This is a genomic window from Corynebacterium pseudokroppenstedtii (assembly GCF_019754945.1).
GTDB lineage: Bacteria > Actinomycetota > Actinomycetes > Mycobacteriales > Mycobacteriaceae > Corynebacterium > Corynebacterium pseudokroppenstedtii.
Genome location: NZ_JAEUWU010000006.1, coordinates 1 through 24,368, shown reverse-complemented (window position 1 = coordinate 24,368; position 24,368 = coordinate 1). Strand labels below are relative to the sequence as shown.

27 protein-coding genes, 2 tRNA genes and 1 riboswitch are annotated in these 24,368 nt (G+C 55.4%); of the genes, 12 read left to right on the top strand and 17 right to left on the bottom strand.

Features of this window, described 5'->3' with window-relative positions:
• Positions 1-67: 67 nt before the first annotated feature.
• The 11 genes from JMN36_RS10310 to JMN36_RS10260 form a co-directional block, all read right to left on the bottom strand.
• Complete coding sequence (locus JMN36_RS10310; protein WP_204088091.1) at positions 68-445, bottom strand: hypothetical protein; 378 nt, start codon at positions 443-445, stop codon at positions 68-70.
• Positions 442-729, bottom strand: a complete 288-nt coding sequence (locus JMN36_RS10305) for a hypothetical protein (protein WP_221924391.1) — start codon at positions 727-729, stop codon at positions 442-444. The genes JMN36_RS10310 and JMN36_RS10305 overlap by 4 nt, the downstream gene beginning before the upstream one ends.
• 6 nt (positions 730-735) lie before the next feature.
• The gene (locus tag JMN36_RS10300; RefSeq protein ID WP_221924390.1) at positions 736-1,050 is read right to left on the bottom strand and encodes a hypothetical protein; all 315 of its coding nucleotides are present in this window, start codon (positions 1,048-1,050) and stop codon (positions 736-738) included.
• Positions 1,051-1,081: 31 nt separating this feature from the next.
• The gene (locus JMN36_RS10295) at positions 1,082-1,465 is read right to left on the bottom strand and encodes a hypothetical protein (protein WP_204088094.1); all 384 of its coding nucleotides are present in this window, start codon (positions 1,463-1,465) and stop codon (positions 1,082-1,084) included.
• An 18-nt stretch (positions 1,466-1,483) separates the two neighbouring features.
• Positions 1,484-2,542 (bottom strand): major capsid protein, encoded by a 1,059-nt coding sequence (locus JMN36_RS10290; protein WP_221924389.1) that lies wholly within the window; start codon positions 2,540-2,542, stop codon positions 1,484-1,486.
• On the bottom strand, positions 2,542-2,970 hold the full coding sequence (locus tag JMN36_RS10285; protein WP_012732201.1) for a hypothetical protein: 429 nt from the start codon (positions 2,968-2,970) through the stop codon (positions 2,542-2,544). Before JMN36_RS10285 ends, JMN36_RS10290 begins: the two co-directional genes overlap by 1 nt.
• Before the next feature lie 29 nt (positions 2,971-2,999).
• On the bottom strand, positions 3,000-3,563 hold the full coding sequence (locus JMN36_RS10280) for a hypothetical protein (RefSeq protein ID WP_221924388.1): 564 nt from the start codon (positions 3,561-3,563) through the stop codon (positions 3,000-3,002).
• A 213-nt stretch (positions 3,564-3,776) separates the two neighbouring features.
• Positions 3,777-4,370, bottom strand: coding sequence for a VG15 protein (locus JMN36_RS10275; protein ID WP_221924387.1), 594 nt, complete (start codon positions 4,368-4,370; stop codon positions 3,777-3,779).
• Positions 4,371-5,849 carry a phage portal protein gene (locus JMN36_RS10270; protein WP_204088097.1) on the bottom strand — a complete coding sequence of 493 codons (1,479 nt, stop codon included), beginning with the start codon at positions 5,847-5,849 and terminating at the stop codon, positions 4,371-4,373.
• Positions 5,846-7,462 carry a hypothetical protein gene (locus JMN36_RS10265; protein ID WP_221924386.1) on the bottom strand — a complete coding sequence of 539 codons (1,617 nt, stop codon included), beginning with the start codon at positions 7,460-7,462 and terminating at the stop codon, positions 5,846-5,848. Before JMN36_RS10265 ends, JMN36_RS10270 begins: the two co-directional genes overlap by 4 nt.
• Positions 7,463-7,465: 3 nt before the next feature.
• Positions 7,466-7,930 carry a phage terminase small subunit gene (locus tag JMN36_RS10260; protein WP_052722412.1) on the bottom strand — a complete coding sequence of 155 codons (465 nt, stop codon included), beginning with the start codon at positions 7,928-7,930 and terminating at the stop codon, positions 7,466-7,468.
• 90 nt (positions 7,931-8,020) lie between these two features.
• On the opposite strand from JMN36_RS10260, the gene JMN36_RS10255 reads away from it, so the two are divergent.
• Together JMN36_RS10255 and JMN36_RS10250 are read left to right on the top strand one after the other, a co-directional pair.
• Positions 8,021-8,332: a hypothetical protein gene (locus tag JMN36_RS10255; RefSeq protein ID WP_046203715.1), complete on the top strand. Its 312-nt coding sequence runs from the start codon at positions 8,021-8,023 to the stop codon at positions 8,330-8,332.
• A gap of 29 nt (positions 8,333-8,361) precedes the next feature.
• Positions 8,362-8,574, top strand: a complete 213-nt coding sequence (locus JMN36_RS10250) for a hypothetical protein (RefSeq protein ID WP_204088099.1) — start codon at positions 8,362-8,364, stop codon at positions 8,572-8,574.
• A gap of 611 nt (positions 8,575-9,185) precedes the next feature.
• On the opposite strand, the gene JMN36_RS10245 is transcribed toward JMN36_RS10250, so the two are convergent.
• From JMN36_RS10245 to JMN36_RS10235, 3 genes are all read right to left on the bottom strand, one after another.
• A complete protein-coding gene (locus JMN36_RS10245; RefSeq protein WP_204088100.1) occupies positions 9,186-9,530 on the bottom strand; it encodes a hypothetical protein in 345 nt (114 codons plus the stop codon).
• 555 nt (positions 9,531-10,085) lie between these two features.
• Positions 10,086-11,168, bottom strand: coding sequence for a glycerophosphodiester phosphodiesterase family protein (locus tag JMN36_RS10240; RefSeq protein ID WP_221924385.1), 1,083 nt, complete (start codon positions 11,166-11,168; stop codon positions 10,086-10,088).
• Entirely contained in the window at positions 11,168-12,589 is a 1,422-nt protein-coding gene (locus JMN36_RS10235; protein ID WP_236881951.1) for an MFS transporter, read from the bottom strand. The genes JMN36_RS10240 and JMN36_RS10235 overlap by 1 nt, the downstream gene beginning before the upstream one ends.
• Positions 12,590-12,909: 320 nt before the next feature.
• Here JMN36_RS10235 and JMN36_RS10230 point away from each other — a divergent pair.
• From JMN36_RS10230 to JMN36_RS10205, 6 genes are all read left to right on the top strand, one after another.
• Positions 12,910-12,983: transfer RNA gene (locus tag JMN36_RS10230), tRNA-Asp, on the top strand.
• Positions 12,984-13,143: 160 nt separating this feature from the next.
• A riboswitch (cobalamin riboswitch) is annotated at positions 13,144-13,212 on the top strand.
• Between the two features lie 68 nt (positions 13,213-13,280).
• Positions 13,281-14,504, top strand: coding sequence for an ABC transporter substrate-binding protein (locus JMN36_RS10225; RefSeq protein ID WP_204088639.1), 1,224 nt, complete (start codon positions 13,281-13,283; stop codon positions 14,502-14,504).
• A complete protein-coding gene (locus JMN36_RS10220) occupies positions 14,501-15,538 on the top strand; it encodes a FecCD family ABC transporter permease (RefSeq protein ID WP_204088102.1) in 1,038 nt (345 codons plus the stop codon). The genes JMN36_RS10225 and JMN36_RS10220 overlap by 4 nt, the downstream gene beginning before the upstream one ends.
• Entirely contained in the window at positions 15,531-16,352 is an 822-nt protein-coding gene (locus tag JMN36_RS10215) for an ABC transporter ATP-binding protein (protein WP_204088103.1), read from the top strand. The genes JMN36_RS10220 and JMN36_RS10215 overlap by 8 nt, the downstream gene beginning before the upstream one ends.
• 171 nt (positions 16,353-16,523) lie before the next feature.
• Positions 16,524-16,596, top strand: a tRNA-Phe gene (locus tag JMN36_RS10210).
• A gap of 67 nt (positions 16,597-16,663) precedes the next feature.
• Entirely contained in the window at positions 16,664-16,966 is a 303-nt protein-coding gene (locus tag JMN36_RS10205) for a GNAT family N-acetyltransferase (RefSeq protein WP_204088104.1), read from the top strand.
• A gap of 42 nt (positions 16,967-17,008) precedes the next feature.
• On the opposite strand, the gene epsC is transcribed toward JMN36_RS10205, so the two are convergent.
• Both epsC and cysK read right to left on the bottom strand, forming a co-directional pair.
• On the bottom strand, positions 17,009-17,629 hold the full coding sequence (gene epsC, locus JMN36_RS10200; protein WP_204088105.1) for a serine O-acetyltransferase EpsC: 621 nt from the start codon (positions 17,627-17,629) through the stop codon (positions 17,009-17,011).
• A gap of 91 nt (positions 17,630-17,720) precedes the next feature.
• Positions 17,721-18,659, bottom strand: coding sequence for a cysteine synthase A (cysK, locus tag JMN36_RS10195; protein ID WP_204088106.1), 939 nt, complete (start codon positions 18,657-18,659; stop codon positions 17,721-17,723).
• Between the two features lie 393 nt (positions 18,660-19,052).
• Here cysK and JMN36_RS10190 point away from each other — a divergent pair, with 393 nt between their 5' ends.
• From JMN36_RS10190 to ramA, 3 genes are all read left to right on the top strand, one after another.
• Positions 19,053-19,928, top strand: a complete 876-nt coding sequence (locus JMN36_RS10190; protein WP_236881949.1) for an enoyl-CoA hydratase-related protein — start codon at positions 19,053-19,055, stop codon at positions 19,926-19,928.
• Positions 19,929-19,998: 70 nt separating this feature from the next.
• Entirely contained in the window at positions 19,999-20,559 is a 561-nt protein-coding gene (locus JMN36_RS10185; protein WP_204088107.1) for a DUF2505 domain-containing protein, read from the top strand.
• A 567-nt stretch (positions 20,560-21,126) separates the two neighbouring features.
• A complete protein-coding gene (ramA, locus tag JMN36_RS10180; protein WP_204088108.1) occupies positions 21,127-21,966 on the top strand; it encodes an acetate metabolism transcriptional regulator RamA in 840 nt (279 codons plus the stop codon).
• Positions 21,967-22,012: 46 nt separating this feature from the next.
• Here ramA and JMN36_RS10175 read toward each other — a convergent pair whose 3' ends face one another.
• Positions 22,013-22,612, bottom strand: a complete 600-nt coding sequence (locus tag JMN36_RS10175) for a cob(I)yrinic acid a,c-diamide adenosyltransferase (protein WP_204088109.1) — start codon at positions 22,610-22,612, stop codon at positions 22,013-22,015.
• 187 nt (positions 22,613-22,799) lie between these two features.
• On the opposite strand from JMN36_RS10175, the gene murA reads away from it, so the two are divergent.
• Positions 22,800-24,077 (top strand): UDP-N-acetylglucosamine 1-carboxyvinyltransferase, encoded by a 1,278-nt coding sequence (gene murA / locus JMN36_RS10170; protein WP_204088641.1) that lies wholly within the window; start codon positions 22,800-22,802, stop codon positions 24,075-24,077.
• The last annotated feature ends 291 nt before the right edge of the window (positions 24,078-24,368 follow it).

The following is a 24,368-nucleotide window of genomic DNA, read 5'->3' as shown; positions in this document are numbered from 1 at the left end:
GTATGAATCCCCGAGTGGCTTTCCTCGTTTAAAGCACAAGCCACCTCGTATTATACATGAATATTGATTAGCTTAACGCAGTCCACAAAGTACCGGCCGCTTGCCACCTGGCTACCCCCGGCCGATCTGGATCAGGGAAGTTATATGGCTCGGTATCGGTCTCCCACGCCATGACGGCTAGATCAGCTCGATACGCCATCTCTAGACCGTCAAGGCAGGCAGCCAGAAGATCGACACAGTCCTGGTCATCATCCCCATAGGCCTGCAGCATGATCCGCGTCCGGTCTGTGATCGGCGTTTCCCGATTAGGTGGCGCACTGTCCACCCGCACAACAGGGCCTTGAATGTTGTCAGGCACTTTGGTGGCAACATGGACCTTTTCGTACTCCGAGCCGACGAACCATTTCTTTAGGCACGAGACCACGACGGCTGTAGGATGCCTCATTCTGTACTCCTTGGATGGTTAGCCGCGACCGGGTACTCACCAATAGCCTTCTGCATCGAGTTATGTTTCAGCTCGTACGCATAGGCCTCCGAATCGTGAGGAGTGGGCACCACAAGAGCCCGCCACCGCGTTTTCCCCTGAATCGCAGGGAGCACTGTGCAATGCGACCCAGCCTTTCCTCGAAACTCCTCGGCCTTGGCATCGACAAGCGCGCGTGTCTGGCCATCTTCCTTGAGGACACGGTTAAAAAAACTGATGGTTGAATTTCCACTCAACACGGTCACTCACGGCTATGCCTCCTCAAAAACATGAAGTTTATACTCCACCACACCCGGATCCCACCAGGGCCCATGCGTGTAATCCTGGCCACCATCAGCAACAAGAAACCAGGCACCACCAAGCTCCACCCGATCCCCAGCACAAACACAGCCAGGAAGAGCCAACAAAGAACCAGCCCAATCCACCCGCCGAACATCCCGATCATCAGGACCATGCTCGTCCGAGCTATCAATGAACCAGCCAGCGACCCGAACAGACTCCGGCTTTCCCCACGACCTAGTGGCATTACCGAACGCATCAACCCCTGAATCCTCGCGATGATGCACTTCCACCGTAAAAGGAAGGGGAAACCCCGACCTAGTACAACGAGACCGTGAACGCGCCACGACGGTCACCTCCCACAGAACGCAGCATCCGCTTGTCCTCAGCAGTCAAAAACACGCCGCCACCATTCGAGTTAGACCCGAAATTCTGCGTGGTAGAAAACGGCCCAGCAGTAAAAGACTGCGACTCAGCACCCACCGGGGCAGTGGATAAGCCACGACTGACCGCACGAGCGGCAACCCGAGCACACACCACACGAACAGCAGACGGAACATCATCGCCCACATGACCACCCATATAGGCATCAATGGCGACAGTGGCCTCATCAATCATCGCCCGAATAAACCGGCGATCATCTCGATCAGGCACCATCGTCAAACGATCCGTCACATCGCTGACCGTGCAATATACATCCACAGTGCCGCCCCTCACTGACTACTTCGAGACCTTGGCAGCTTTACGTGCGCTCTCCGGCTTGACGACATGAGCGACCATCGCCATATTCGGATTCGTCAAAATCGGCTGGACAGCACAGTTCGCACGAACCCAATACGCCATCGGATCATTCTCGCGCCACGCACCCACAGCGATCTGGCCTAGACCAGTGAGCTGATATTCCGGAGAATTCATCTCCACAGTCTGGCCCCACACCGTATAGCCCAACAGCCCAGATTGCGTCTCAGGAGGCAGGAAGTACACGGTGTTCTCGTCCAGGATGCGGCGAGAACCATTCCCATCCCGTACCGACTTCGAATACGAGGTGATACCCGGCAGCCCCTGATCCTGCAGGACAGCATTAATAGCCCCAGAAGAGACGCGAGCTAACTCACCAGTCGTATTCGCAGAGTCCCGGAACTGCGCATTAACCTGCAGCTTCTGGATAACCTTGGGTGAAGCAATGATCGTGCCCGGCTTGGTGCCATTAGCATCCTCATACGCCATCGCCCAATCAATGATGTCTTCAAGCGCCGGAGCATTGGGATCGTCCCAATGCTTCTTCGGCGTGACCTCGAACTCCTTATCGCGGCCAATACCTGCATCAACAATCGCGCCGTTTTCGGCGTAACGAACGCGGCCAGTGGTGAGAACATCGCCACGAGCCACTTCCACACGATTAGCCACCGCACGGACGACCGTTTCAGTGGCCTTAGTCATGTCGTCTTCCTGGAACTCGGCATTGCCCTGCCGGAAGCTGCGCAGCTGGTCCATCTCGTTGATGCGGACTTTCTGCCCAATGAGGGGTAGTTGCATGGTGGCCTTATGGCCACCGCCCATCGATCCGATAGGGGTCTCCGCATCGGCGGAGCGTACCTCCGCCAGCCGGTTGGTGTCTTCCTCGGTTTTCCAGGCGAAGAAAATGTCATTGACCAGCTGATCGGGGAAATAGGCGGACAGGGAGTACCCGTTGGCTTGAAGGTCAGTGAGGTAGTGGTTGGCATACACCGTTAAATCCTGAGGGGAAAGAACCTCAGTCCAAATCTGTGACGATCCCATTAAATATCACCTCGCAGTGATCCGACCTGATCAAAATTCGTCGAGCCATCCTCATTCCATAGAGAATCGGACGGCTCGTGAACGAACGTGAACTCAGGATGATCGCATTCTGCGATTTTCACGCGGTTGTTTGAATCTGGAAGACGATCAACGCGGATACGGCCATGCCACACAATGGGCACAACCTCTCCAGGAACATTGTCCTGGTCAGTGAGCAAAAAACCGTCCACAGACTGCGTTTTCGATGTCACCGGAAGCCAGTAGTCGCCGTCACGGTGCAAAGCGGTACCCGACGGTAAAACTGCCCGTCGAATATGGGTTGTCTTTTCCCCCAAGGTTCCCGTCTCCGCATTGTCCACAGCATGACGTGAACCAAGCCAAGACAGGTCACTAGGAGAATACCGGTCAAATGTTGGCCGAATATGCATAATTCCCCCCGAATAGTTGATGAATGATGTTACGCCCCCCGACGTGCCTTACGGCGATTCCACAGCTCTTCACCTTTCGAAATGCCCTGGCCGGGCTGCTCCCATGTCAGTGACGAGCTAGGGGCGGTAGCAGTGCTGTGCTGCTTAATGAGCATTTTCAGCGTGGAGTCTGCATCATCGGCATCAAGATCCAACTCGTCTACTGCTTTACAAAAGCGCTTCGAATCAAAGAGCTGACCAACGTTGCCGCCCAAATCTGCAATGCGCGTTGTCAGATCGTGATGCCGCGTCGCCTCAGCAAGTTGGCTCGTCGCCTCCGACAATTGTGAGCGAAGTGCCTCCACCGTTTCCTCAAGCCTGCCGTTCTCATCTTTCAACGAGTCAAGCTGGGCTGTAAGGTGTTTGACTTCCTCAAGCGACTTCTCTGCCCGTGTTTCCCATGTGCGGGAATGGGCGCGCATCTTCTCGTACTTTTGTCGATAGTCACTAGAACTTGAATTCGACTCCGCCTTTTCGGCCTCGGATGCAGAGTCCTCAACTCCAGAGACCTTTTCGGCCTCCTGATCGGAGTGATCCCCCTCATGTGCAGTCACAGCTACTCCTCTATGTGCTTGTGTCAATTACGGTCATGGCATTCATCCCTTCCGGACAGTACCGCAATCATCACACATTTTAGCACATACGTTCAATGGCTTAGATTTCCAACTTTTCGCATAGATGACAAAATATCCTCCGGCTTGCCAGTAGGGGACTGTTCCCGCCCCTCGGCATAAATCTTCTGAGCCCGAATCGTGCTGTCAGGAAGCTCAACCTTCCCTCGTTTCTTGCAAATCACCAGACACCGACAATGATCGTGATAATGCGCCACCGCCTGCGGTTTCCCGCGTTTTGTAGGCAAAACCGCGTGACGCCATCAACATACAAAACGCACAAGCACCCGGATGTGCCACCCGAGCCCACGCCCCATTACCGTTCCATGCCGTAAACTCTGTCGTCTTGCGCTGCCGACCGTACAACTCGTCAGAGACAAGAAAACCCAAATTCTTCACCGTGGTGGCATACCCATCCTCTTCGAAGAACAACGGTCCGAAGTCATGGGCCATCCGTGCTTCCACACGATCAATATCAACTTTCTTCGGCTCCCACGCCACCGGGCGCATTCCCATATATTCTTCTTGCTCCTCGAGCCACGCCATTGTCGCGTCCGTGACTGATAGGCCGTAGGCGTCGATGGTCTCCCGCGCTAGCTGCCGTAACAGGTCTTTTTGCTCATAAGGGTTGTCGGTGACGTCCAGGATGGTAGCGGCCTCCATGTTGAGCTCACGAATGGCCAGCGTCGTAATCCGATCAACCACTGGGGTAATCGATGTCCACGGGTGTTCAATATCCACGGTGGCCATTTATCTTCCCTCTTTCGCGTCTTGGCTGGCGTTCTCATCGGGAGAGGGGACTTGTTCTGCTTCGGTCGCCCCGTCTTCGGTGTCGTTGGGGGAGCTGGATTGGTCGCTGTCCGTCTTGGATGCAGCCATGACCTTCGCGAGAGCAGAGAGACGCTTCCCCCGGTTTTCCTGCTCAATTCGCAGACGATCAGCAGCAGAGAAATGCAGGTTTTCGAGCAAAACCTGAGAATCAGGGGAGAGGACGCCAGCGGAGAGGAGTTTGAGCGCCCAGTCGGCATCTGCGGCTTTCGACGCTGTCGCCGGGTCTCTCCAATCCACCTCGAGGCCATCGGCTAACCGATCCGCATCCACCTCATCATCAAATTCAGTCAGCGAAGCTAGTACCTGAGCGAGCGCAATCAAGTCCGGGTTCATCAGCTCGGTTTTGATTTCTGAGGCGCGAATAAGCTGCTCTTTCCACACGCGGATGGAATCACCCGATGGCGGGTTTTGCGTCATGAATCCGAAGTACTGAGCCGGGATTTTCGATTCCGAGGCGATGAGCTGGGAATAGGCCCTAACCTGCTCAATAAATGGGGTCGGGGGTGAAGAAGCAAATTGTCCGACACTAGGCTGTTTTTGGTCATCTTCATCGCCATTGAGGACGAGCATCTTGCCGATGGACGTGCGCCACCCCATCTCAACGCGGTCAAATTCAGACATGCCGTCAGGGTCGTAACCAAAGTCTTCGGGTGAGGCCCCCGTAGCCCACCTTTGAGGTGAGGCATAGAACTCGGAATTGTATTCCATGTTTTCCAGGGTGCGGGCGGCGGCGTCGGTGAGATATTGCACGGCTGGCGTGATTTCTGATTGCCCTGACCAGTGGGAGGTGCGTAGCCTGTTGCGCAACCTGAACATGGGGAACCCGTTGTCGGGGATGGGGTATCTCTGGACTGATTGAATTCGGGCCGTATCCTGCAGCACGATGACGATTTGCCCACGTAGGTAGAGGACTTCGCGATAATAGCCTTGTGAATCAACCCCGGACCGTCGGTAGCCAGCCACTGGGCTATTGGTGGCATCATCCCACAACAGTGATCCGGACATGGGAGAGACCGAGCGCAGTCGGAATTGGCCCGTCGTGTCTGGCTCGACAGCAAGTAGGCCTAGCCCAAAGATTAGCATGTCTAAAATGGCTTCTGAGACGCGCAGCGGAACGTTGAACCGGCGGGTGATGGTGCGCATCTGGTCGGGGTAGTCAGGAGAGATAAAGCCGTCCATGCGTAGCAAGTCGCCATAGGTATCGACAATGGTGGCTGGCCAGCCCGACACCACCCCAATGTCCCCGAGGGTGCGTGGCACAGCCACACCGATTCGCCGGACTCGGTGCGTGCCGTCATAGTAGGCGGCTAGCCGCTCGTTGCTGGCTCGGTGTGCTCCGACCTGACTGCTCAGTAGGCTTAGAATGTCGTCTTCCGTTTGCGTTAGTCCCTCGATCATAGGACAAATGACCCCCTCTTCTTTTTCTGTTTCGTTATCCCCCGTGACACAGCGTCGAGATAGCATTTATAGGCCATGACCGCTGCATATGCTGCATCGATTTTATCAGCCGACTCTGGCGATGATTTGTAGAGCAAATATCCAGTTCGCGTTTCTCGACGGCGGGCATTAAGCAAGTGGGCCCGAAGATAAGCGCCACCGTCATAGCTGATCTCACGGTGAACAACGGCTTGTCGGAATTGAGTCAGTGATTGATACACTGAAGCGGTTTTCCCACGTGGCCACGCCATCATGGGGTGCTCAGATGTTGCTCGAACTTTTAATTTTTGGGAAAAATCAGCTTCCCAGCTTGAGACATGCTCAGTCCACCCTGACGGGTCGCAATACATGCCGACGACCCGGTAGCGGGAAAAGCACCCTCGAATAACAGCGTCGACTTGCTTGGCATCTGGTTCCCAGGTGGGATCACGGGGAGTTGGTGATTGCCACACTGCAATTTCAAAAAGGTGCCCGTCCGAAACGCGCATCCCCACCAGGGCGGTGGCGTCAGCGTTGCCTCGGACACGGCCTCGTGATCCGTCGAAACCGAGCACGACCTTATCGCCTGGCTGGATAGCTTTGTTGCGATCCTCGATGGCGTCCACTTCAAGGTGAGAGAGGTACGAATCGGAGGCGGACACTATCTGGTTAAGATAAAACTGTCGGGCATCGGACGGGTCGGTCGACGGGTCCCATATTTCAGTAATAATCCGTTCAATATCTACCCAGCCTCCCCGATCTCGCGCTGAGTCGCCGTAGGCGTAGACCAGCCCTTGATAGAGGGAGTCGTGGTCGGAAAGATCAGTGTCGGCGGGGGCTTCCCTGTGGTCAACCAGGATGGTTTCCCGCTTGAGCCGCCCCTGTTTTTCAAGTTCGACAGCCTGGAATGTCTTCTCTGCTACGGAGCCTGATCCGGGCCGGAATGCATTCGGTGTTTCAATGGAGTGTCCTCCCACCTTCCCGAGGTTGCGTCGCAAAGTGTCGGCGAGCGCCACACCACCATTCGAGCGTGTCCATGATTCCGTTTGGTCGAGAGCCGCCCACACTGGCCTGCCACCCTCCTTAGATAAAGCGCCGGAGGTGATGAACTCTATACGACCGCGAGGTAGGGCGATGAAGCTTTCCATAGGGTCGATGTCGTAGTTGTTTACTGCTGGCCCGTCACGGAGCATTTCGAGGAGTGGGCCGTAGGCGTTTTTTGACTGGTCTTCGTTAACAGCTGCGAATTGGATGCGTGGTGTGACGTGGTGAGACCAGGGGACACCGACGGGTTGTCCGGCTGCGTCCCATCCGCCGAAGCAGACGGGGCCGAGCGCTTCGAGTGCTCCGATAGCGCCCATGAGTGGGGATTTTCCGGAGCCTTTGGGGCGTGAGAATATTCCTCGGGTGTATATCCGCTGTCCTGTTTCCGGGTCAAGCCGGTAGTAGTGGATGAGGAAGTTGGCTTGGTCTGGGGTAAGGATAAGTGGCCTGTATTCGGCGGAATCTGGCTGTGCGAGGTTTTCCTCTATCCAGGCCAGGCATTCCCAGCCGAGAGAGGGGAATTCTCCGGCCTCGCTGGGTTTAAATGGCATGAGTTAGTCAACTGCTTTCAGGCTGCGGTAGCGGCCTCGGACGTCGGCGGCGGCGCGGGAGGCGCGGCGTTTGTCTTCTGCTTCGTCAGCGGTGGCCATGGTGATGCGGTGGCGTGCCAGGCTGTCGGGTGTGATGCCGTATTGGGCGAGTTGTAGTCGTCGTTCTGGGCCTAGCCGGGTGTCGCCTCGGTTGAATGCGTCGTCGATGACCATGGTGCGGGCAAGGTCGAGCCATTGTGTTTGTTGGAGGCCTTGTGTCTTGAGTGGTGGGAAGGTGGCGAGGGTGTCCCAGAATTGGAGTGTTTGGTCTGTCCAGGGTTGTTGTGTTGCCGGGTTGGTGTCTCCGTAGATGTCTTCGAGTGCGGGTTGGGGGACAAAGGAGACAACGATTTCCCGTTGCGGAATGTTTTGTTCGTTTCTTCTCGCACGTGAGTTTGGGTTTTTCGGTGCTGGTCCTCGTCCTGGCATGGTGTTACCCCCGTCTAGCGTTAATAGTATCGTATGCATGTTCGATTATAGTGTGTTATGCTGAGAGTGCAGCTGCGCTAGGGGGGGACTGTGGCCCCGGATTGTTTCCAGTCCGGGGCCCTTTCTTTGTTTTATGTGGCGCTGACTGGTTTGTGGGCGTCGGTGTGTGTGACGCTCGCGCTGAGGTCCCATGGTGCCCAGATGCGGAGAGAGGGAGATGGCGGTGACGCGGCAGGTGCTCGGTGGGTGGGTGAAGGAGAGCCGGTCAGCCAGTTTCTTGTGGGTTTCCTGTTCCTTGTCTTTGATACCCCGGCGATTCTGTCGGAGAAGTTCGGGACGTTAGGCATTTTGGCTAGGTGGCGGTGTGAGCGTAAGAAGCGCAGGATATTCACTCGCGGGTAATCGCTGACCTGAGGTAGGAAATAGCGAGGATGGATAAGGCCCGGCAGAGCGACACAAGTGAGTTCCGCTCTGAGCTGGAGCGTGTATCAAAGTCGGAGCGTGAGCAGCGCAAGTACATGGTGTGGATTACTGAGGTGTTCCGGAACTTGGAGGTGTGGGCGGTGGATCATGGTTTGCAGTTGCCCCCGCCGCCGTTCATGACGTTCACAGAGTGGAAGAAGAAAGACCAGCCGGAAGAGTAGTTGTTGTGTAGGGGGTCTGGTCTGTGCCGAGCCCTTCTTTTTATGTCCGAATTGGTGTTCTAACGGTGCGAGGGGGTTCGGGGCGGGGGTAGTGTGTTTGTGGCTCTATTTTGGCTCTACGAGTTTGTTAAATTTTGGTAGATTTTGGTAGATTACGGGGGTAGTTAGCGGGGTTAGTGCACGCTTTGAGCTGGTGTTTTCCCTGGTCAGAGCGGGGGTGGAAAATACAGGTTTTCAAGTTCGAACCCCGTTGAGAGTACAGCACCCTCTCGCCTGTAATCGCAGGTCAGGGGTATTTTTCGTTCGTCAAGCCGGGTCTTCATGAAGAATTTCACGACATTTTCACGACGTGTGAAACAGGCCGGCTACCCTTGGTCGGCGTATAAACCTCGTAAAGCACCCTTGTGATACGTAAAAGCCCGCGGTCAACGCGGGCTTTTTGAGTTGGTGCCCGAGGTCTTATTTCAACCCTGGCTTCCGAGACTGAATATATACGTTTTTCGTTTAGATCCCCAATGGAGCACGAGAGTCGAATCTCGATGCACATCCAGGTTATCGGTTGTGAAAACAACCGGAACGTCAGCCAACGCGACTCGCTGGTACAAGACAGTTTATCCTTGGGTGTTTACCTTGCTTGAGCTCTCTTTCTCCGCCTTCTTACGCTTTCGGGCCCAGAAGTCAATATCCCAGATAATCGTGTTCATGTGAATGACCATTAGTGGGAAGAACCATTTTGGAGTGTGCCCTGAATACATTGGATCATCTTCGTCGGATACGGCGATTTTCTTGACCCCGTAATAACACCACATAACATCGATGATGATTGTGGCCAGGAGCGTTTGCCAGTCCATAAACACATAAATGGGGGCCAAAGCCGCGGTAAAGAGGAAAAGGAGCGTTCCCACTAGCCATTGTCCAAGAAAGAAATTATGTCCGCCGAGGCATGAGCTCCACACTGCGAATTTGTAAGCACGGGATTTCGTTCTTTTTACTGCTTTGAAATCAACATAGCGAGAGTCGAGATCGTGTTTCTCGGGTATGTAGTCAAACACAATGCGTACCCTCCAGATATCGAAAACCTAGTCGCTATGGGGCTGGAACTGCTTTTATGATCTTTTCCGATTTCTATTGAACTCAATAGAACAGATGCCCCCCCCAGGAGTAGGCCAATTCCTCCGACCTCTTTCGGAACCACGCCGAAGACATACAGGAAGCAAGCGACAATACCGAGCGCGCCGCCGATCACAGTGAGATATGAGATTGTCTACGAAGAAAACATCTAGTTCACCTCATCTAGTTTGCGGTGGGCAGCCATCACTATCCTGAGTGTGTGATGCTTGGCTAAGTATATCGAACTTAGTTTCAATTTCGTTCCGGTCGGAGGTAGTTGGCCCTGTTTAAGTGAGTCCCGCTTGTCTCTAGCAGCCGCACATCGCCACTGAAACCCGAATCGGCACGCAACCCAAAAATGCCCGGCAAGCAGCGGCCGGGCGGGTAAGTGTTGGCTCGTTCTACGAGAGTTCTTTCAGGACCTCCATTCCTCGCTTCGGGTAATCGGTGATAAGCCCGTCGACTCCCGCGTTATCGATAAAGTATTTGATGGTTTCCTTATCGTTGACCGTCCAGGGGAGAACTTTGATATTCATTCCGTGCGCTTTTTCTACATAGTCGCGGTCCGCGACGGGGTGGAAGTCCTTGTCGCCAACCTTGGTGTCGTAGGGCTGCGCATAGCCAGGCGAAGTGATTTGTGCCCCGAGAGCCTGGATCGCCTTGAGAGCATCACCGTCGTACTTCTCATAGGTGTAATCGGCTAGCCACGGTGAATCTTTCTTCCACGTGGTCTCGTCGTATAGCGCGGCCAAGGCCACGTCGGGCTGCTGTTCTTTCAGGAGTTTGAGTGACCGCCAGTCGAAACTCTGGATGGTCACTTTGTCGCGAACACCGTATTGGTCAACAACACCCATGATGGTTGAAACGAATTCTTCCGGTGTTGCAGAGACTTCTCGTTTATCCGCCTCGATCTTCGTTTCAATGTTGTAGCGGACGTCTGCTCCCTTTTCTTTGACGAGGTCAAAAACGTCATTGAGTTTCAGGATGTGGTTATCGGGAGCCACCTTCTGATCAGGAAAATCAGCGAGCTTCTTGTCACACTTCAGCGTGCTGATTTGATCCCACGTCAGGTCATGAACAGTCTTGCCGACGTATGGGAACTGCGGATCATCAGGCGTGGCGGGGTGGGTGTCAGAGCATTTCTCGTCCTCGATTTTCGGATCGTGCCACACCGCCGGCACACCGTCCTTCGTAAGGACAATGTCCATTTCGAGAGTTCGCGCGCCTTCATCGATCGCCGTCTCAAAACTTTGTTTGGACTCTTCGGTGTTCTCACCACGGCCACCGCGGTGTGCCTGAAGGTCAAAACTTGCGAGATCGACGTGGTTTCCGCTGGTTTTCTCTGCGGACTGTGTCGTCGAGTCTGATGCCGACGTGGCGCTGGAGGTGCCATTGTCGTTGTCGGAGCTACTGCATGCTGCCAGTGACCCGACGACTGTGAGCAGAAGTGCTGCGGTGTAAATCCGTGCTCGGGGAGTTCTCATTACTTGGCTCCTTCGTCGTTACTCTGCGCGGTAGTGCTGTTGGCGTTGGAATGATGCTCCATCAGCAATTTCTCGTCCTTGCCGACGCCGGCGATAAGGGCAATTGCGATGAAGGCACACACAAGCAGGAAAATGAACGTGACATTCCATCCCCAGTGTTTGATGATAAATCCGATTCCTGTGGAGGCAAGCGTTGCACCAACGACGTATCCCATGAGCCCAGTGAACCCAGCCGCTGTGCCCGCAATATTTCGTGGGGCGAGGTCGATGGCTTGAAGTCCGATCAGCATGACGGGTCCGTAGATGAGTCCGCCAATGAGGCTGACTAACAGCAGAGGAATCCACAAAGGTGAGTTATGGGGGACGAGCCAGTAAGCAAGGGTGCACAGAGCAACCGCGCCGAGGAAGAGAATTCCGGTACTTGTGCGATATCCGCGGAAGATTTTATCCGTGACCCAGCCACATATGAGGGTGCCAATAATTCCGGCAATTTCGAAGGTGGAGAATCCGGCGATCGAACCGTTGAGGCTAGCGCCGTGAATGTCGTGGAGATACACGGGCGTCCAGCTGAGGATCCCGTAGCGGAGAACGTAGATAAAGATGTTGGCCAGAGCTAAGAGAACCATGACGCGATTGGTCAAAATGTGGCGCCAAATGATGGTGAAGGTCGACTGGTTTGCGATCTCGCTGTCGTCGATTGCTTCGGTTTTGGCCGGGTCGTTCCGGTACTCCTCAATGGGCGGGAGGCCTTCGGACTCAGGCGTGTCTCTAATTAATAGGAAAGCGATGAGAGCGACAATGAGCGAGATGATGCCTGGAAGCCAAAACGCCGATTGCCATTGGTTCCCGGTGATGGACAATGCCCATGCGATCGAGATTCCGACGCCAGCACCGCCCACGTTGTGAGCACAGTTCCAGATCGCCGTTTTCCACCCGCGTTCCGTCGTCGAAAACCAATGGACGAGGGCACGGCCGGAAGGAGGCCACCCCATGCCCTGGAACCACCCGTTGATGAACATGACGAGGGTGAAGATGGCCACCGTGGCGTGGAGGGCGGGGATGGTTCCCAGAAGGATGTTGGTGATGCCTGACAGCGCGAGGCCTAGCGGCATGAACAGTCGCGCGTTCGCTCGGTCAGACAGGGTGGCCATCATGAACTTGGAGAGGCCGTAGGAGATATAGACGGCGTTGGCGATAATGCCGATGGCGACCGTATCGAGGATGCCGTCGTTTTTGATCAGGGCGGCGACCGGTGAAATGTTATTTCTAACCAGGTAAAAGCCTGCATATCCTATGAATATCCCCATGAATACTTGCAGACGGAGCCGAGGATATTTATGGGCGATTTCGTCTGCGGGGAGCAGGGGTTGTGGTGGGAGCGCGCGGAAGGATAATTGGCGCGCAGTTTTCTCTTGTGACACGCCAAATATTATGCGGTAGCTGGGACCCTAAAAAATATTATCAATTGGTAACCGTCGCATCGGTCGAGGTCAGACATGTCCGCATATCCCCCGAATGGGGATAAAACCCTCATCCTTAAGTGACGGTTGCGTAGGTTTCGGGCACCTCCGGTGACCCCGTGACGGTTTAGAGCATTTTTCGCGCTCTTTTCTGACAGAAAACGCCCTTGACGTGGTGATTTGTGGACATTCTGTGTTCTGTGTAGAGTTCTAACTCGTTCGAGCGGCTCCCCGAGAGAGCTACTCAACGCAATTAGCACTCTTGTTATAGACGTGTTGATGGCCCTGTGGCGCAGTTGGTTAGCGCGCCGCCCTGTCACGGCGGAGGTCGCGGGTTCAAGTCCCGTCAGGGTCGCATTTATTTCGGCCGGACTTTGTGTCCGGCCGTTTTTGCATTCCGGGGGATCGGCAGCATCGCCGTCGTATAGGCCCCTGTTTCTCCTGCATAAATGGGTAGGTGGGAAGCTCTACCGTAAGCTACCTGTAGACGGATAGCCATCAAACTGGGAAAGGCGGGGAATGCAGTGAAAATCTGCAACTGACGCGCAACGGTGACACGCTATTTTGCGTTAAGTCCGGATACCGCGTTTTGCCTTGGAGGCTATCCGTGAACTTCGATATCTCGCGTTTAGGTAGAGAGGATAGTTTTTCCATGCGCGGTTTCTTACTCTTTCCCCACTCCGGCTCTGACCATTCGTGGCGGACTCCAGCACTGACAAGCCAACCGAAAAGCAACCGCCGAATAACGCGGAAACGCGGGTTGAGCGTCGCTATTCTCGCGTCACTAACGATGTTGGGAGTGGCCGGTTGTGATTCGGGAAACGAGTCCTCAAATGATGCAGAAAAGTCAGTATCGGATAGTGCTTCGTCGAAGGGGGATCAATCGGGAGACTATCCGGTCACCCTAAAGAATTGCGGCCGAGACTTAGAGATTAAGCAAAAACCTGAGCGCGTCGTTGCTCTAAACCAAGGTGTGACCGAGGAATTATTGTCAATGGGCTTCGGTGATCGAGTCGTTGGTACAGCGACCTGGACCGATCCTATTTTGGATAATCTCAAGGCCGCTAATGACAAGATTAAACGCTTGTCCGATAACAACGCCTCGATGGAGACGGTCCTTGATCAAAACCCAGACTTTGTAGCCGCGACATTTGCACAAACGTTGGCTGATAGTGGTTCCGGAAGTTACGAGAGCTATAAGAAGGTTGGTGTACCGGCTTATCTCGATCACACGGAATGCACGAAGTCGGATAAGCCGGGTGATAATGGCGACGGAGGCCGGAAAGAAAAACTCCGGATGTCTGATATCTATACAGATATTCACGATCTCGCCGAGATCATGGGTGATAAAGCCGCAGGTGATGAGCTCCAAAAGAAGTTAGAGGACCGCATTGCCAAGCTCAGCTCTTCAAGTAAAGATATTCCTTCCGGGACATCTGTAGCCTTTTGGTTTGCCAATTCAGAAAGCCCGTACATGGCCGGTGGTAAAGGCGCGCCTCAGATTATTGCGGACCAGCTCGGGCTCAAGAATGTGTTTGAGGATAATTCGGAAGAATGGCCACAAGTTGGGTGGGAAGCCATAGCTGCGAAAGATCCCGATTATCTCGTTGTGGGAGACCTTACCCGTAAGCAGCAAACTGCTGAGACCGCGAAGGAAAAGATCAAATTCCTTAAAAATAATCCGGTCACGAGGAATATGAAGGCAGTGAAGAATGACCACTTGATTGTGGTTGCCGGTGGTGATCTCAACCCAGGTATTCGGACTGTTGATGGTATGGAAAAGGTCGCTCATGCTCTCGCAGGTGGCAATCAGAATGGTGGCCAGGGCTCGTCAGAGGACAATCCTCAGCCAGAGCAGGGGAATAAAGAAGAGTGACGTCAACAGTCAGACTCTGGATTCTCGTTGGTGTATCGCTGGTCGCTCTCTTTGTCTCCATTCTGTTCTCTATAACGTTGGGGCCATTGAGTGTTTCGATGACCGATGCATGGCGAGTTGTCGCTTTCAAACTAGGACTTAGTTCGACGCCCGAAGGGGTCACTCTTTTAGAGCAGAACGCGATTTGGGAATTGCGTATGCCACGTGCGCTGCTGGCTGCAGTGGCAGGTGCTGCGCTCTCCTTATGTGGTGCCGTCCTGCAGTCTCTGCTTCGCAATGGCTTGGCCGACCCCTACCTGCTTGGTATCAGTTCCGGAGCCTCGGCTGGGGCCGTAGTGGTCGTTCTGACTGCCTCGACAGCGGCGTCGTTTGTGATGGCGACGGGAGCTTTCGCGGGAGCACTGGCAGCGTTTTCGCTCGTCCTTCTTCTCGCGTGGGCGGCGGGGAATGGTAACCACAACATTATTCTCGCGGGGGTTGCTATTACTCAGCTCTTCTCCGCTCTCACCAGTTTCCTCATCATGTTTTCAGCCGACGCGAACACTACGCGTGGAGTGCTGTTCTGGATGCTGGGCTCCTTGGCGAGTTCATCCTGGCAGACAGTTGCTCTCAGCGCCGCCATCTTCGCGGTCAGTTTCGTCGTGCTCTTTTGCCATTCGACGGCATTGGACGCCTTCACCTTCGGCGCCGATAGCGCGGCGTCATTAGGTATCAATGTCAAGCGCGTTCGCATGGTGGTTATTGGCGTCGCCTCCCTTTTGGCCGCGACGATCGTGTCGAGTTCTGGTGCGATTGGCTTCGTCGGCCTGGTCCTCCCACATGCCGCTCGGCTGATTGTCGGGACCGGCCACCGCCGGGTACTTCCTGTCTCTGCTGCTCTGGGGGCCATTCTATTGGTTTGGGTCGACGCCCTGGGCAGGACAGTTGCTGCACCCGTGGAGATTCCCGTGGGTGTTATCACTGCACTCGTGGGTGTCCCGTTGTTCATCGCTCTGCTAGTCAAGCAGGGGAGGGGGAGCCGTACTCATGTCTAACAATCACGATTCAGCCACTGATCCCGCGGAGAACGCGGGTCGCTCGGTCTCATTCGTTGTTGCCGACGTATGCTCACGCGTTCCTCCGGTGAATAACGTGTCGTTCGAGGCCCGTTCAGGTGACACGGTCGGAATAGTCGGGCGTAACGGGTCGGGCAAGACCACCTTGTTGCGTGCCATCGCCGGCCTGGCCCCACATTCTGGACACGTCACGATTGACGGTGAAGACTGGGATACGATCCCGCGGAAGATTCGCGCACGTCGGATGGCTTTTGTCGCGCAACATAATGTGGCTAGTACCGACGTCACCGTCCGGGATGTCATCGCGTTGGGGCGAACCCCGTACCTCGGTGTGCTGGGAATGCGCCAAAGCGACCGTGACATGGTGGTGGCGTCGGCACGAGAGGTGGGAGTGCATGACCTGCTTGATCGGCGCTTCGTCCATCTCTCAGGCGGTGAGCAGCAGCGTGTGCATCTTGCGCGCGCTCTGGCGACGCAGCCTGATGTGATCCTTCTTGATGAGCCGACGAACCACCTTGATATTAGTGCTCAGCTGCAGCTGATGGGGTATGTGTCGAGCTCGAGTCTGGTGACTGTCGTGGTTCTTCACGATTTGAACCTAGCCGCGAAGTTTTGTGATTACGTCATTGTTTTGGATGGTGGCGACCCTGTTGCTGCGGGTGCGCCACGCGATGTCTTCACTGAGGACGTCATCGAGCGGCACTTCGATGTGGAATCGCGCGTGTGGGAAACCCCGGATGGGATTAATCTTGAGTTTCACTCGGCGACGACTAACGCCGGTGAGGACGAGTAGCGCTGGTTGGGTGGTACCGGTCAAGCAGCCGAATCCCATCGTTCGCACGTAGTCCTGTGTGGCCCTGCAGGTTCTGTACGTGCAGGCTGTAGGCCTATTTGCGTTCTTTCTGAGGCGACAGGTAAAGTATCGTCTCGTGCGTGAAGCCCGGTTTACCTGGGCTGACGTGGTGGCCAGATAGCTCAGTCGGCAGAGCGTTCGCCTGAAAAGTGAAAGGTCGCCGGTTCGATCCCGGCTCTGGCCACATCACCCCTACTTTGCCAATGTGTGGAGTAGGGGTTTCCTTCGTTTAATCCGTCTAGAGTGGGGTTATGTCAGATAACGATGTCAATGCCCACGTCAAGCATGAAGCTGATCGTCACCGTTTCATTATTGAAGTCGACGGTGAGATAGCGGGATTCGCCGAGTACTCTCCCACGGCTGCTGGGGACGTACGGGATTTCAACCACACGGTGGTGCACCCCGAGTTCCGCGGCCAAGGCCTGTCGTCCAAGCTGATTAAGTCAGCTCTTGATGAAACTAGAGAAGCTGGCATGCATATCATTCCGACGTGTTCTGCCGTTGCCCACTTTGTGTCCAAGAATCATGATTACGCCGACCTAGTCGTGGACTAGCTGCGGCGTTGGCCACTCGTTCCACCGGCTCCTACGAAGCTCCTATGAAGCGTCCGACTTTTTAGACCCACCTTTGAGTGGGTCATGAGCACTCGTGACGTATTTGTCGGGGTCGACTAGCTTGGTGCATTCGCATTCTTTGCGTCGCCTGCACGTCGCGGGGATTCCGACGGCGATGCAGTTCGCCGGGATATCTTTCGTCACGACGGCGTTCGCGCCGATCGACGTGTTGTCACCGATTGTGATCGGGCCAAGCACCTTCGCGCCAGCGCCGATAGTGACGTTGTCGCCCACAGTAGGGTGACGCTTGGTCTGTGTAAGCACCTGCCCACCCAGAGTCACGCCGTGATAGAGCATGACGCCGTCGCCAATTTCGGCGGTTTCGCCGATGACCACGCCCATCCCGTGGTCGATGAAAAACCTGCGTCCAATCGTCGCGCCGGGATGAATTTCGATCCCCGTCATAAACCGGGTGAATTGCGACAGGACACGGGCGGGGCCTTTCCAGCCGCGTTCCCACCAACAGTGTGCTACTCGGTACGACCAAATCGCGTGAAGACCGGAGTAGACCAGGGCATTTTCTGCGTCGCCTCTGGCTGCAGGGTCATGTTCGCGTGCGTTGCGCAGATCCTCTTTGAGGGTTGTGATGATCGAACCGAGCATGCCAAGAAGCGTACCTGTTATGACCAAAACGGGCAGATGGAGGGTGTCCATCCGCCCGTCAGACCCTTCCAGCCGTCGGAATTAGCCAGCTTTAGTCGTCGCGAAGTCCTTCGAACAGCGGCGTGGAGATGTAGCGCTCACCGAAGTCGCACACCACAGTCACAATGGTCTTGCCTTTGTTTTCCGGCTTCTTAGCTTCCTGAAGCGCAGCCCAGATGTTGCCGCCGGAGGAAATCCCGCCGAGGATACCTTCCTTCGCAGCCGCAGCCTGTGCCGTCGAAACGGCGTCCTCAAAGCTGACGGTCAACACATTGTCCAGGATATCGCGGTCAAGCGTCTCAGGGTAGAAGTTGGTTCCGATTCCCTGGATCTTGTGAGACCCCGCGCGGCCCTCAGAGAGCAGCGGAGAATCGGATGGCTCGACACCAACAACTTTGACGTCGCTCTTTTGTTCCTTCAGGTACTTGCCGACGCCGGTAATGGTGCCGCCAGTGCCAACACCGGCAACGAAAACATCAACGTTTCCGTCGGTGTCGTTCCAGATCTCAGGCCCGGTGGTGTCGTAGTGCTTCTTGGGGTTGGCCGGGTTGGTGAACTGTGACGCCAAGATGGAGTTTTCGGTGTTATCGGCTAGTTCTTGGGCCTTGTCGACGGCACCCTGCATGCCTGATGGGGGCGGAGTGAGGACGAGTTCTGCACCGAGTGCGCGGAGGAGTGCGCGACGCTCTTTCGACATGGACTCCGGCATGGTGAGCACTACTTTGTAGCCTCGTGCGGCTCCGACCATGGCGAGGGCGATGCCTGTGTTCCCGGACGTTGCTTCAATAATGGTGCCGCCGGGTTTGAGGGAACCGTCGGCTTCAGCTGCGTCGATGATTGCTGCACCGATGCGGTCCTTCACCGAGTTGGCGGGGTTGTAGTACTCCAGCTTCACGAGGACCTCGGCGTCAAGGTCCTTTGTGAGAGAGTTCAGTCGAACTAGTGGCGTGTTGCCGACGAGTTCAGAAACATTGTCATAGACGTTTGACATGGGTGAATCTCCAATTCGTGATTTCTTACCGGTCCTTGGCCTAATGGCCGCAGACCTTATTTTCGCTGCGTGCTGAGGGAATCGTAGATGTCGTCCCTCGCCGTTCGTCAGTCTACGCTTTCTTCCCTGAAATAAACAGACAGATCGGTCTGTAACGTGCGAGTGTCTACTGAGCGGATGAGTGCTGAGTTTGGAACGTTCGAATACCCACCGAGGACGAAAACTGCGTTTCGTCCCGTATGTCCGGACCTCACGTTAGGATCGTCCCCACAGACTTCAACTGGATCGCCGAAGCTCCGACGGCCACAGATCTGGAACGGGGTTTTGGCGTAAAAATCCAGTTGAAACGAACACGTCACTAACACTGAGCACTAACACTGAGGTGGAAAATACATGGCCAGTAACGCGAGCAACAACGCGGAGGATCCGTCGACAATGAACGAAAAGAATAGTGGCAATAAAGCGAGCGAATCGAAGGTTCAGCCCGACTCGGCTGAATACGAGACGGTGCTGGTCTCACAGGACGGTCGCGTAGCGACGGTGACGCTGAATCGTCCGCGCGCGCTCAACGCGCTCAATGCGGCGTTAGTGCGTGATTTGGTGGATGCCGTTGAGACTTTGGATACCGATCCATCTGTCGGCGTGATTGTCATAACCGGATCTGAGAAGGCCTTCGCCGCGGGCGCAGACATTAAAGAGATGAAGGACCGCACCTTTCCTGAGATCAGGGAACGACGGATGTTCGGCGAGCTCGATCGCCTGCGCGAGGTCGATACGCCAATCATTACCGCGGTGTCGGGGTACGCGCTGGGGGGCGGGTGCGAACTGGCCATGACCGGCGACATTGTGTTGGCCTCGGAAACTGCGCGCTTCGGGCAGCCGGAAATCACGCTGGGAATTATTCCTGGCCTCGGTGGTACTCAGCGTTTAACCAGGGCAATCGGTAAAGCGAAGGCGATGGATTTGGTGCTAACGGGGAGGCCGATGCGTGCCGACGAAGCCGAACGCTGCGGCTTGGTCTCCCGTGTGTTCCCCTCTGACTCCTTTACCGAGGATGTTTACGAGGTTGCGAAAACAGTTGCTGGTTTCAGTGCTACAGCTCTTCGCGCTGCGACAAATGCTGTGGATCGAGCCTTTGAGACGACGTTGTCTGAGGGGCTTCGTGCAGAGCGGGAGAGCTTTTATAGTTTGTTCGCCACTGCTGACCAGAAAGAGGGGATGTCGGCCTTCGCTGAAAAGCGCCCGGCGAAATGGCAGCATAACCAGTAGGAATTGCTGCTAGTGCATCCGTGCCAGTGTGTTCCGCATGCCAGTGTGACTTCATGAAAGAATGGCACGTATGAGTGCGTCGAAGACGGAACAACGTGACTTTGCTCAGCCGATTGACCGCGTGTACGAAATTTGCTGTAGCGAGGAATTTCTACTGCGAAGTGGTGGCACGTCCGAGAGGCCGGTAACGATCGTTGACTCGCGTTATGAACGTCGTGACGATGGCTCAGTTTTCTCTGAGGCGACGGCAGAACAGGTCATGCAGCCGCCGGAGGACGCTGGCGAGGACGCCAAGCCGAAAACACTGCGCATGACGCAGTCGAGTACGGTTTTCCCGTTGGAAAATGGCTCATTCCGCATTGAAAGTGAAGCGTCGCTGCCAGGGAACACCGGGCGGATGAGCATCACGTTTCGCTATTCTGCGTCGTCCGGTGGGGTTGAGCAGAGTGAAACTAATCAAGTTGGTGAAAAATCGCTCGGTTGCCATGTTGATGCGAAGGCGACCGCGAAGTCTCGTATTCCTGTGGTGGGGCGGAAACTCGAAAAAAGCGTCGTCTCGAGTCTCGGCGCCTCCTTGGATAGGACGATTGAGCGGATTAATGATCTGGCCACCCAGACGTGGGGACAGTAGGTGTGCTGGGATGATGAAAACACCGCGCTCAACACGCATGGGGGTAGAGGGGGTAAAAACAACGGAACCGTAGGTTTTAATTTTTGGTTTTAGGCGGCGTTAAACCCCCTTTATAGCGGTCCGTCATTCTGTCGTCTTATCGCGCGGTTTCGATTGTTGTTTCGTCCCTCTGGCGGGTCGTTTCCCCCATCGTTTTGTGCGCCTTTTCGTGTGGCGAACGGTCTGAGCTACCCGAAATGGGGACCGTAAGTCCTGGTAGATGGGTTTTTCTGCGTCGGTTAGTCACCGGGTGTCGGTGGGGTAGTAAAAGGTAGCACGTGATTTTACTGCTAAAAGAATATGAGAAATCTTATTTATCTCTGTGAGAGATAGTTCACATTTTTCCGCTCCCATATTGCCCAACCACAATGGAAAACCCCAGCTCACAGCCGGTCAAGCGACCGTCGATGATCGTTTGAATCCTTCAGTTACATTTTGTAGGGCAATTTACTGGCTTTATAGTGAAGCTCGAAGCGTGTTTTTGCCCCCATCGGGTGTAACCCGGTGGGGGATACCAGGAGGGTAGTCGTGGACGCACTACGATACAAAGACGATGGTGAAGCCGTTCGGAGAGCTCTCGCCTCGTTGAAGAACGCCACCGGAATTCCCGTGACTATGTATGGCGCGATCGAGACGGATAACAGCCTTAAGATCAACGCGTGGGTTGGGCTTCGTACACCGGCTTTACACAATCTTTCCATCGACGCCGGATCAGGCGTGGGCGGTCGCGTGGTAACAACGCGTCGCCCGGTCGGCGTTAGTGATTACACCCGGGCAAAGGTGATCTCCCACGAACACGACCGTGCCATTCAAGATGAGGGCCTGCACTCCGTGGTTGCGGTGCCGATCATCGTCTCTCGTGACCTGCGCGGGGTGTTGTATGCAGGCGTTCACTCACCAGTCCGCCTTGGCGACAAAGTCCTGGAAGAAGTGACCATGACTGCCCGCACCCTTGAGCAGGATTTGGCTGTCGGCGACGCTTTCCGCCGCACCGACCCGAGCCGCAGTGGTGGGAAGAGCGGTCGGTTAATGAACGGTGCCGAGTGGGAGCAGGTCCGCTCTACTCACTCGAAGCTCCGGATGCTGGCGAACCGTGTAGAGTCCGATGATCTTCGCCAAGAGCTTGAACAGCTGTGTGATCAAATGGTTCAGCCTGTTCGGGTAAAGCAAACGACGAAACTTTCCGCGCGTGAGCTGGATGTTTTGGCCTGCGTGGCCTTGGGGCACACCAACGTTGAGGCTGCGGAAGAGATGGGCATCGGAGCGGAAACCGTGAAGAGCTATCTCCGTTCGGTGATGCGTAAATTGGGTGCGCACACTCGCTATGAAGCGGTGAATGCTGCACGTCGCATTGGGGCCTTGCCGTAAAACAGAGCTCTGGGCGTTGAGACCGCCTGTACCGATACAGGTGCGTCTACAACGAGTCGCGCGTGCCTCCACCAACCCATTTCACGTCGTTACCGTCGTTCGCCACACGCGACAAGATAAACAGCAGGTCAGAGAGCCGGTTGAGGTACTTGGCGGGCAGTTTCGACGTCGTGTCCGGATACGCTTCGACAGCTGCCCACGCCGCCCGTTCCGCACGCCGCACCACCGCTCGCGCGTTCTGCAAGAATGCCGAAGTCATCGTCCCCCCGGGGAGGATGAACGAATCGAGTTTAGGCAAGTCTTCATTGAATTCGTCGCACCATTTCTCAAGGCGATCGATGTAGCTTTGCTCAATCCGAAGTGGGGGATATTTCGGATTTTCGACGACGGGCGTTGAAAGATCGGCCCCCGCGTCGAAAAGTTCGTTTTGAATAATGGCGAGAGCAGATTGCGCAGCGTCGGGAAGTTGCGGCTTCTCAGCGCTATTTTCGGCTGCGAGAGCCATGCCGATGATGGTGTTCGCCTCGTCGCACGTCGAATATGCGACAAGCCGCGGGTCGTTTTTGCTGACGCGCGAGAAGTCCGATAGTCCGGTGGTTCCGTCGTCGCCGGTTCGTGTGTAGATGCGGGTGAGATGGACGCTCATGATTTCATGTTACGTCCGTGCCGGTCTGCGCGTTCCCTATTCGCGTGCTTTATATAGCCCCGTCGCCCAGGATCGGTTTCGCGCCGTCGGGGAGGAAAATTTCAGAAATATTATTGACAACCGCGCTGCTAAGATGGGTTTCTGCGCATTCCCGATCATGCTTGTTTAACCTGTAAGTGTGAGTGACGTGAAATCCCGAAACGATAATTTCAAGGTAACTGGTGGAGCCCGTTTGCAAGGGCAGGTTCGTGTGACGGGGGCGAAGAACAGTGTCCTTAAGCTGATGGGGGCCGCGTTGTTGGCCGAGGGCACGACGGTGCTGACCAATTGCCCCGAGATCGCCGATGTTCCTTATATGGCCGACGTCCTGCGGGGGTTAGGGTGCCGAGTGGTTCTGGATGGACCGACGGTCTACATCACGGTTCCAGAGCACGTGACGAGTGATGCGGATTTCGATGCTGTGCGTAAGTTCCGCGCGTCGGTGTGCGTGCTCGGGCCGTTGACCGCTCGTAGTCACCGTGCGGTGGTTGCCTTGCCCGGGGGAGATGCGATCGGGTCGCGCCCGTTGGATATGCATCAAAGTGGTCTCGAAAAGCTGGGTGCGACGACGAAAATCGAGCATGGTTGCGTCGTATCTGAAGCTGAAAGCTTGCATGGTGCGTCGATCAAACTCGATTTCCCTTCGGTTGGTGCGACGGAGAATATTTTGACGGCCGCGGTGTTGGCGGAGGGCACCACCATTCTGGATAACGCTGCTCGCGAGCCTGAGATCGTGGATTTGTGCACAATGCTCTCAGAAATGGGCGCGAAGATTTCCGGGGCTGGCTCGAATACGATCACGGTCGAGGGGGTTCCTCGGCTGGATCCGGTCCGCCACGAAGTGATCGGGGACCGTATTGTCGCGGGTACCTGGGCATATGCCGCTGCCATTACCCAAGGCGATATCACCGTCGGCGGAATTGATCCGTCTTTCCTTCACCTGGTTCTGGAGAAGGTCAAGGGCGCGGGTGCCGAGGTAGAAACCTACGCGACGGGATTCCGCGTTGTGCAAAACCACCGTCCGAAGGCTGTCGATTACCAGACGCTGCCGTTTCCCGGCTTTCCGACGGACCTCCAACCGATGGCGATTGCGCTGTGTTCCGTGTCGGAGGGCACATCCGTGATTACCGAGAATGTCTTCGAGTCGCGTTTCCGGTTTGTTGATGAAATGACTCGCCTTGGTGCCGATGCCTACATCGACGGCCACCATGTCATGATCCGAGGGGTGGAACAATTGTCGTCTGCCCCGGTATGGAGCTCTGACATCCGCGCAGGTGCCGGGCTTGTTTTAGCTGGCCTATGTGCCGACGGTATGACCGAAGTCAACGACGTTTATCACATTGACCGCGGGTATCCGGACTTTGTGGAGACGTTGACGGAACTGGGAGCGACGATCGAGCGTGCCCACCACGACTCTGCGGAGTGATGCTTTGTAACTCAGTCCCGTGATGTGTTTGCCGCGTAGACCTACTGATTGGTCTCTCGCAAGGGCGGTTTTTCCTGAGCGCTACTGGGGTCAACTAGATTGCCGACGATGGAACGGACGGGACGGGGTCGCGTGTGCGGTCCCTTTTTTGTTGTGTTTGTTGGTGTGTTTTGTGGGTGTGTGCTGGGGGTTTGTGGTGTGTGGGTGGGGTGTGTAGTGTTTTTTGTCGTCGCCGAGGCAGCCGCCCGGCAGCTGGAAAGATTTGTAGCCGGTTGTTGGTTGTGTTGGTGG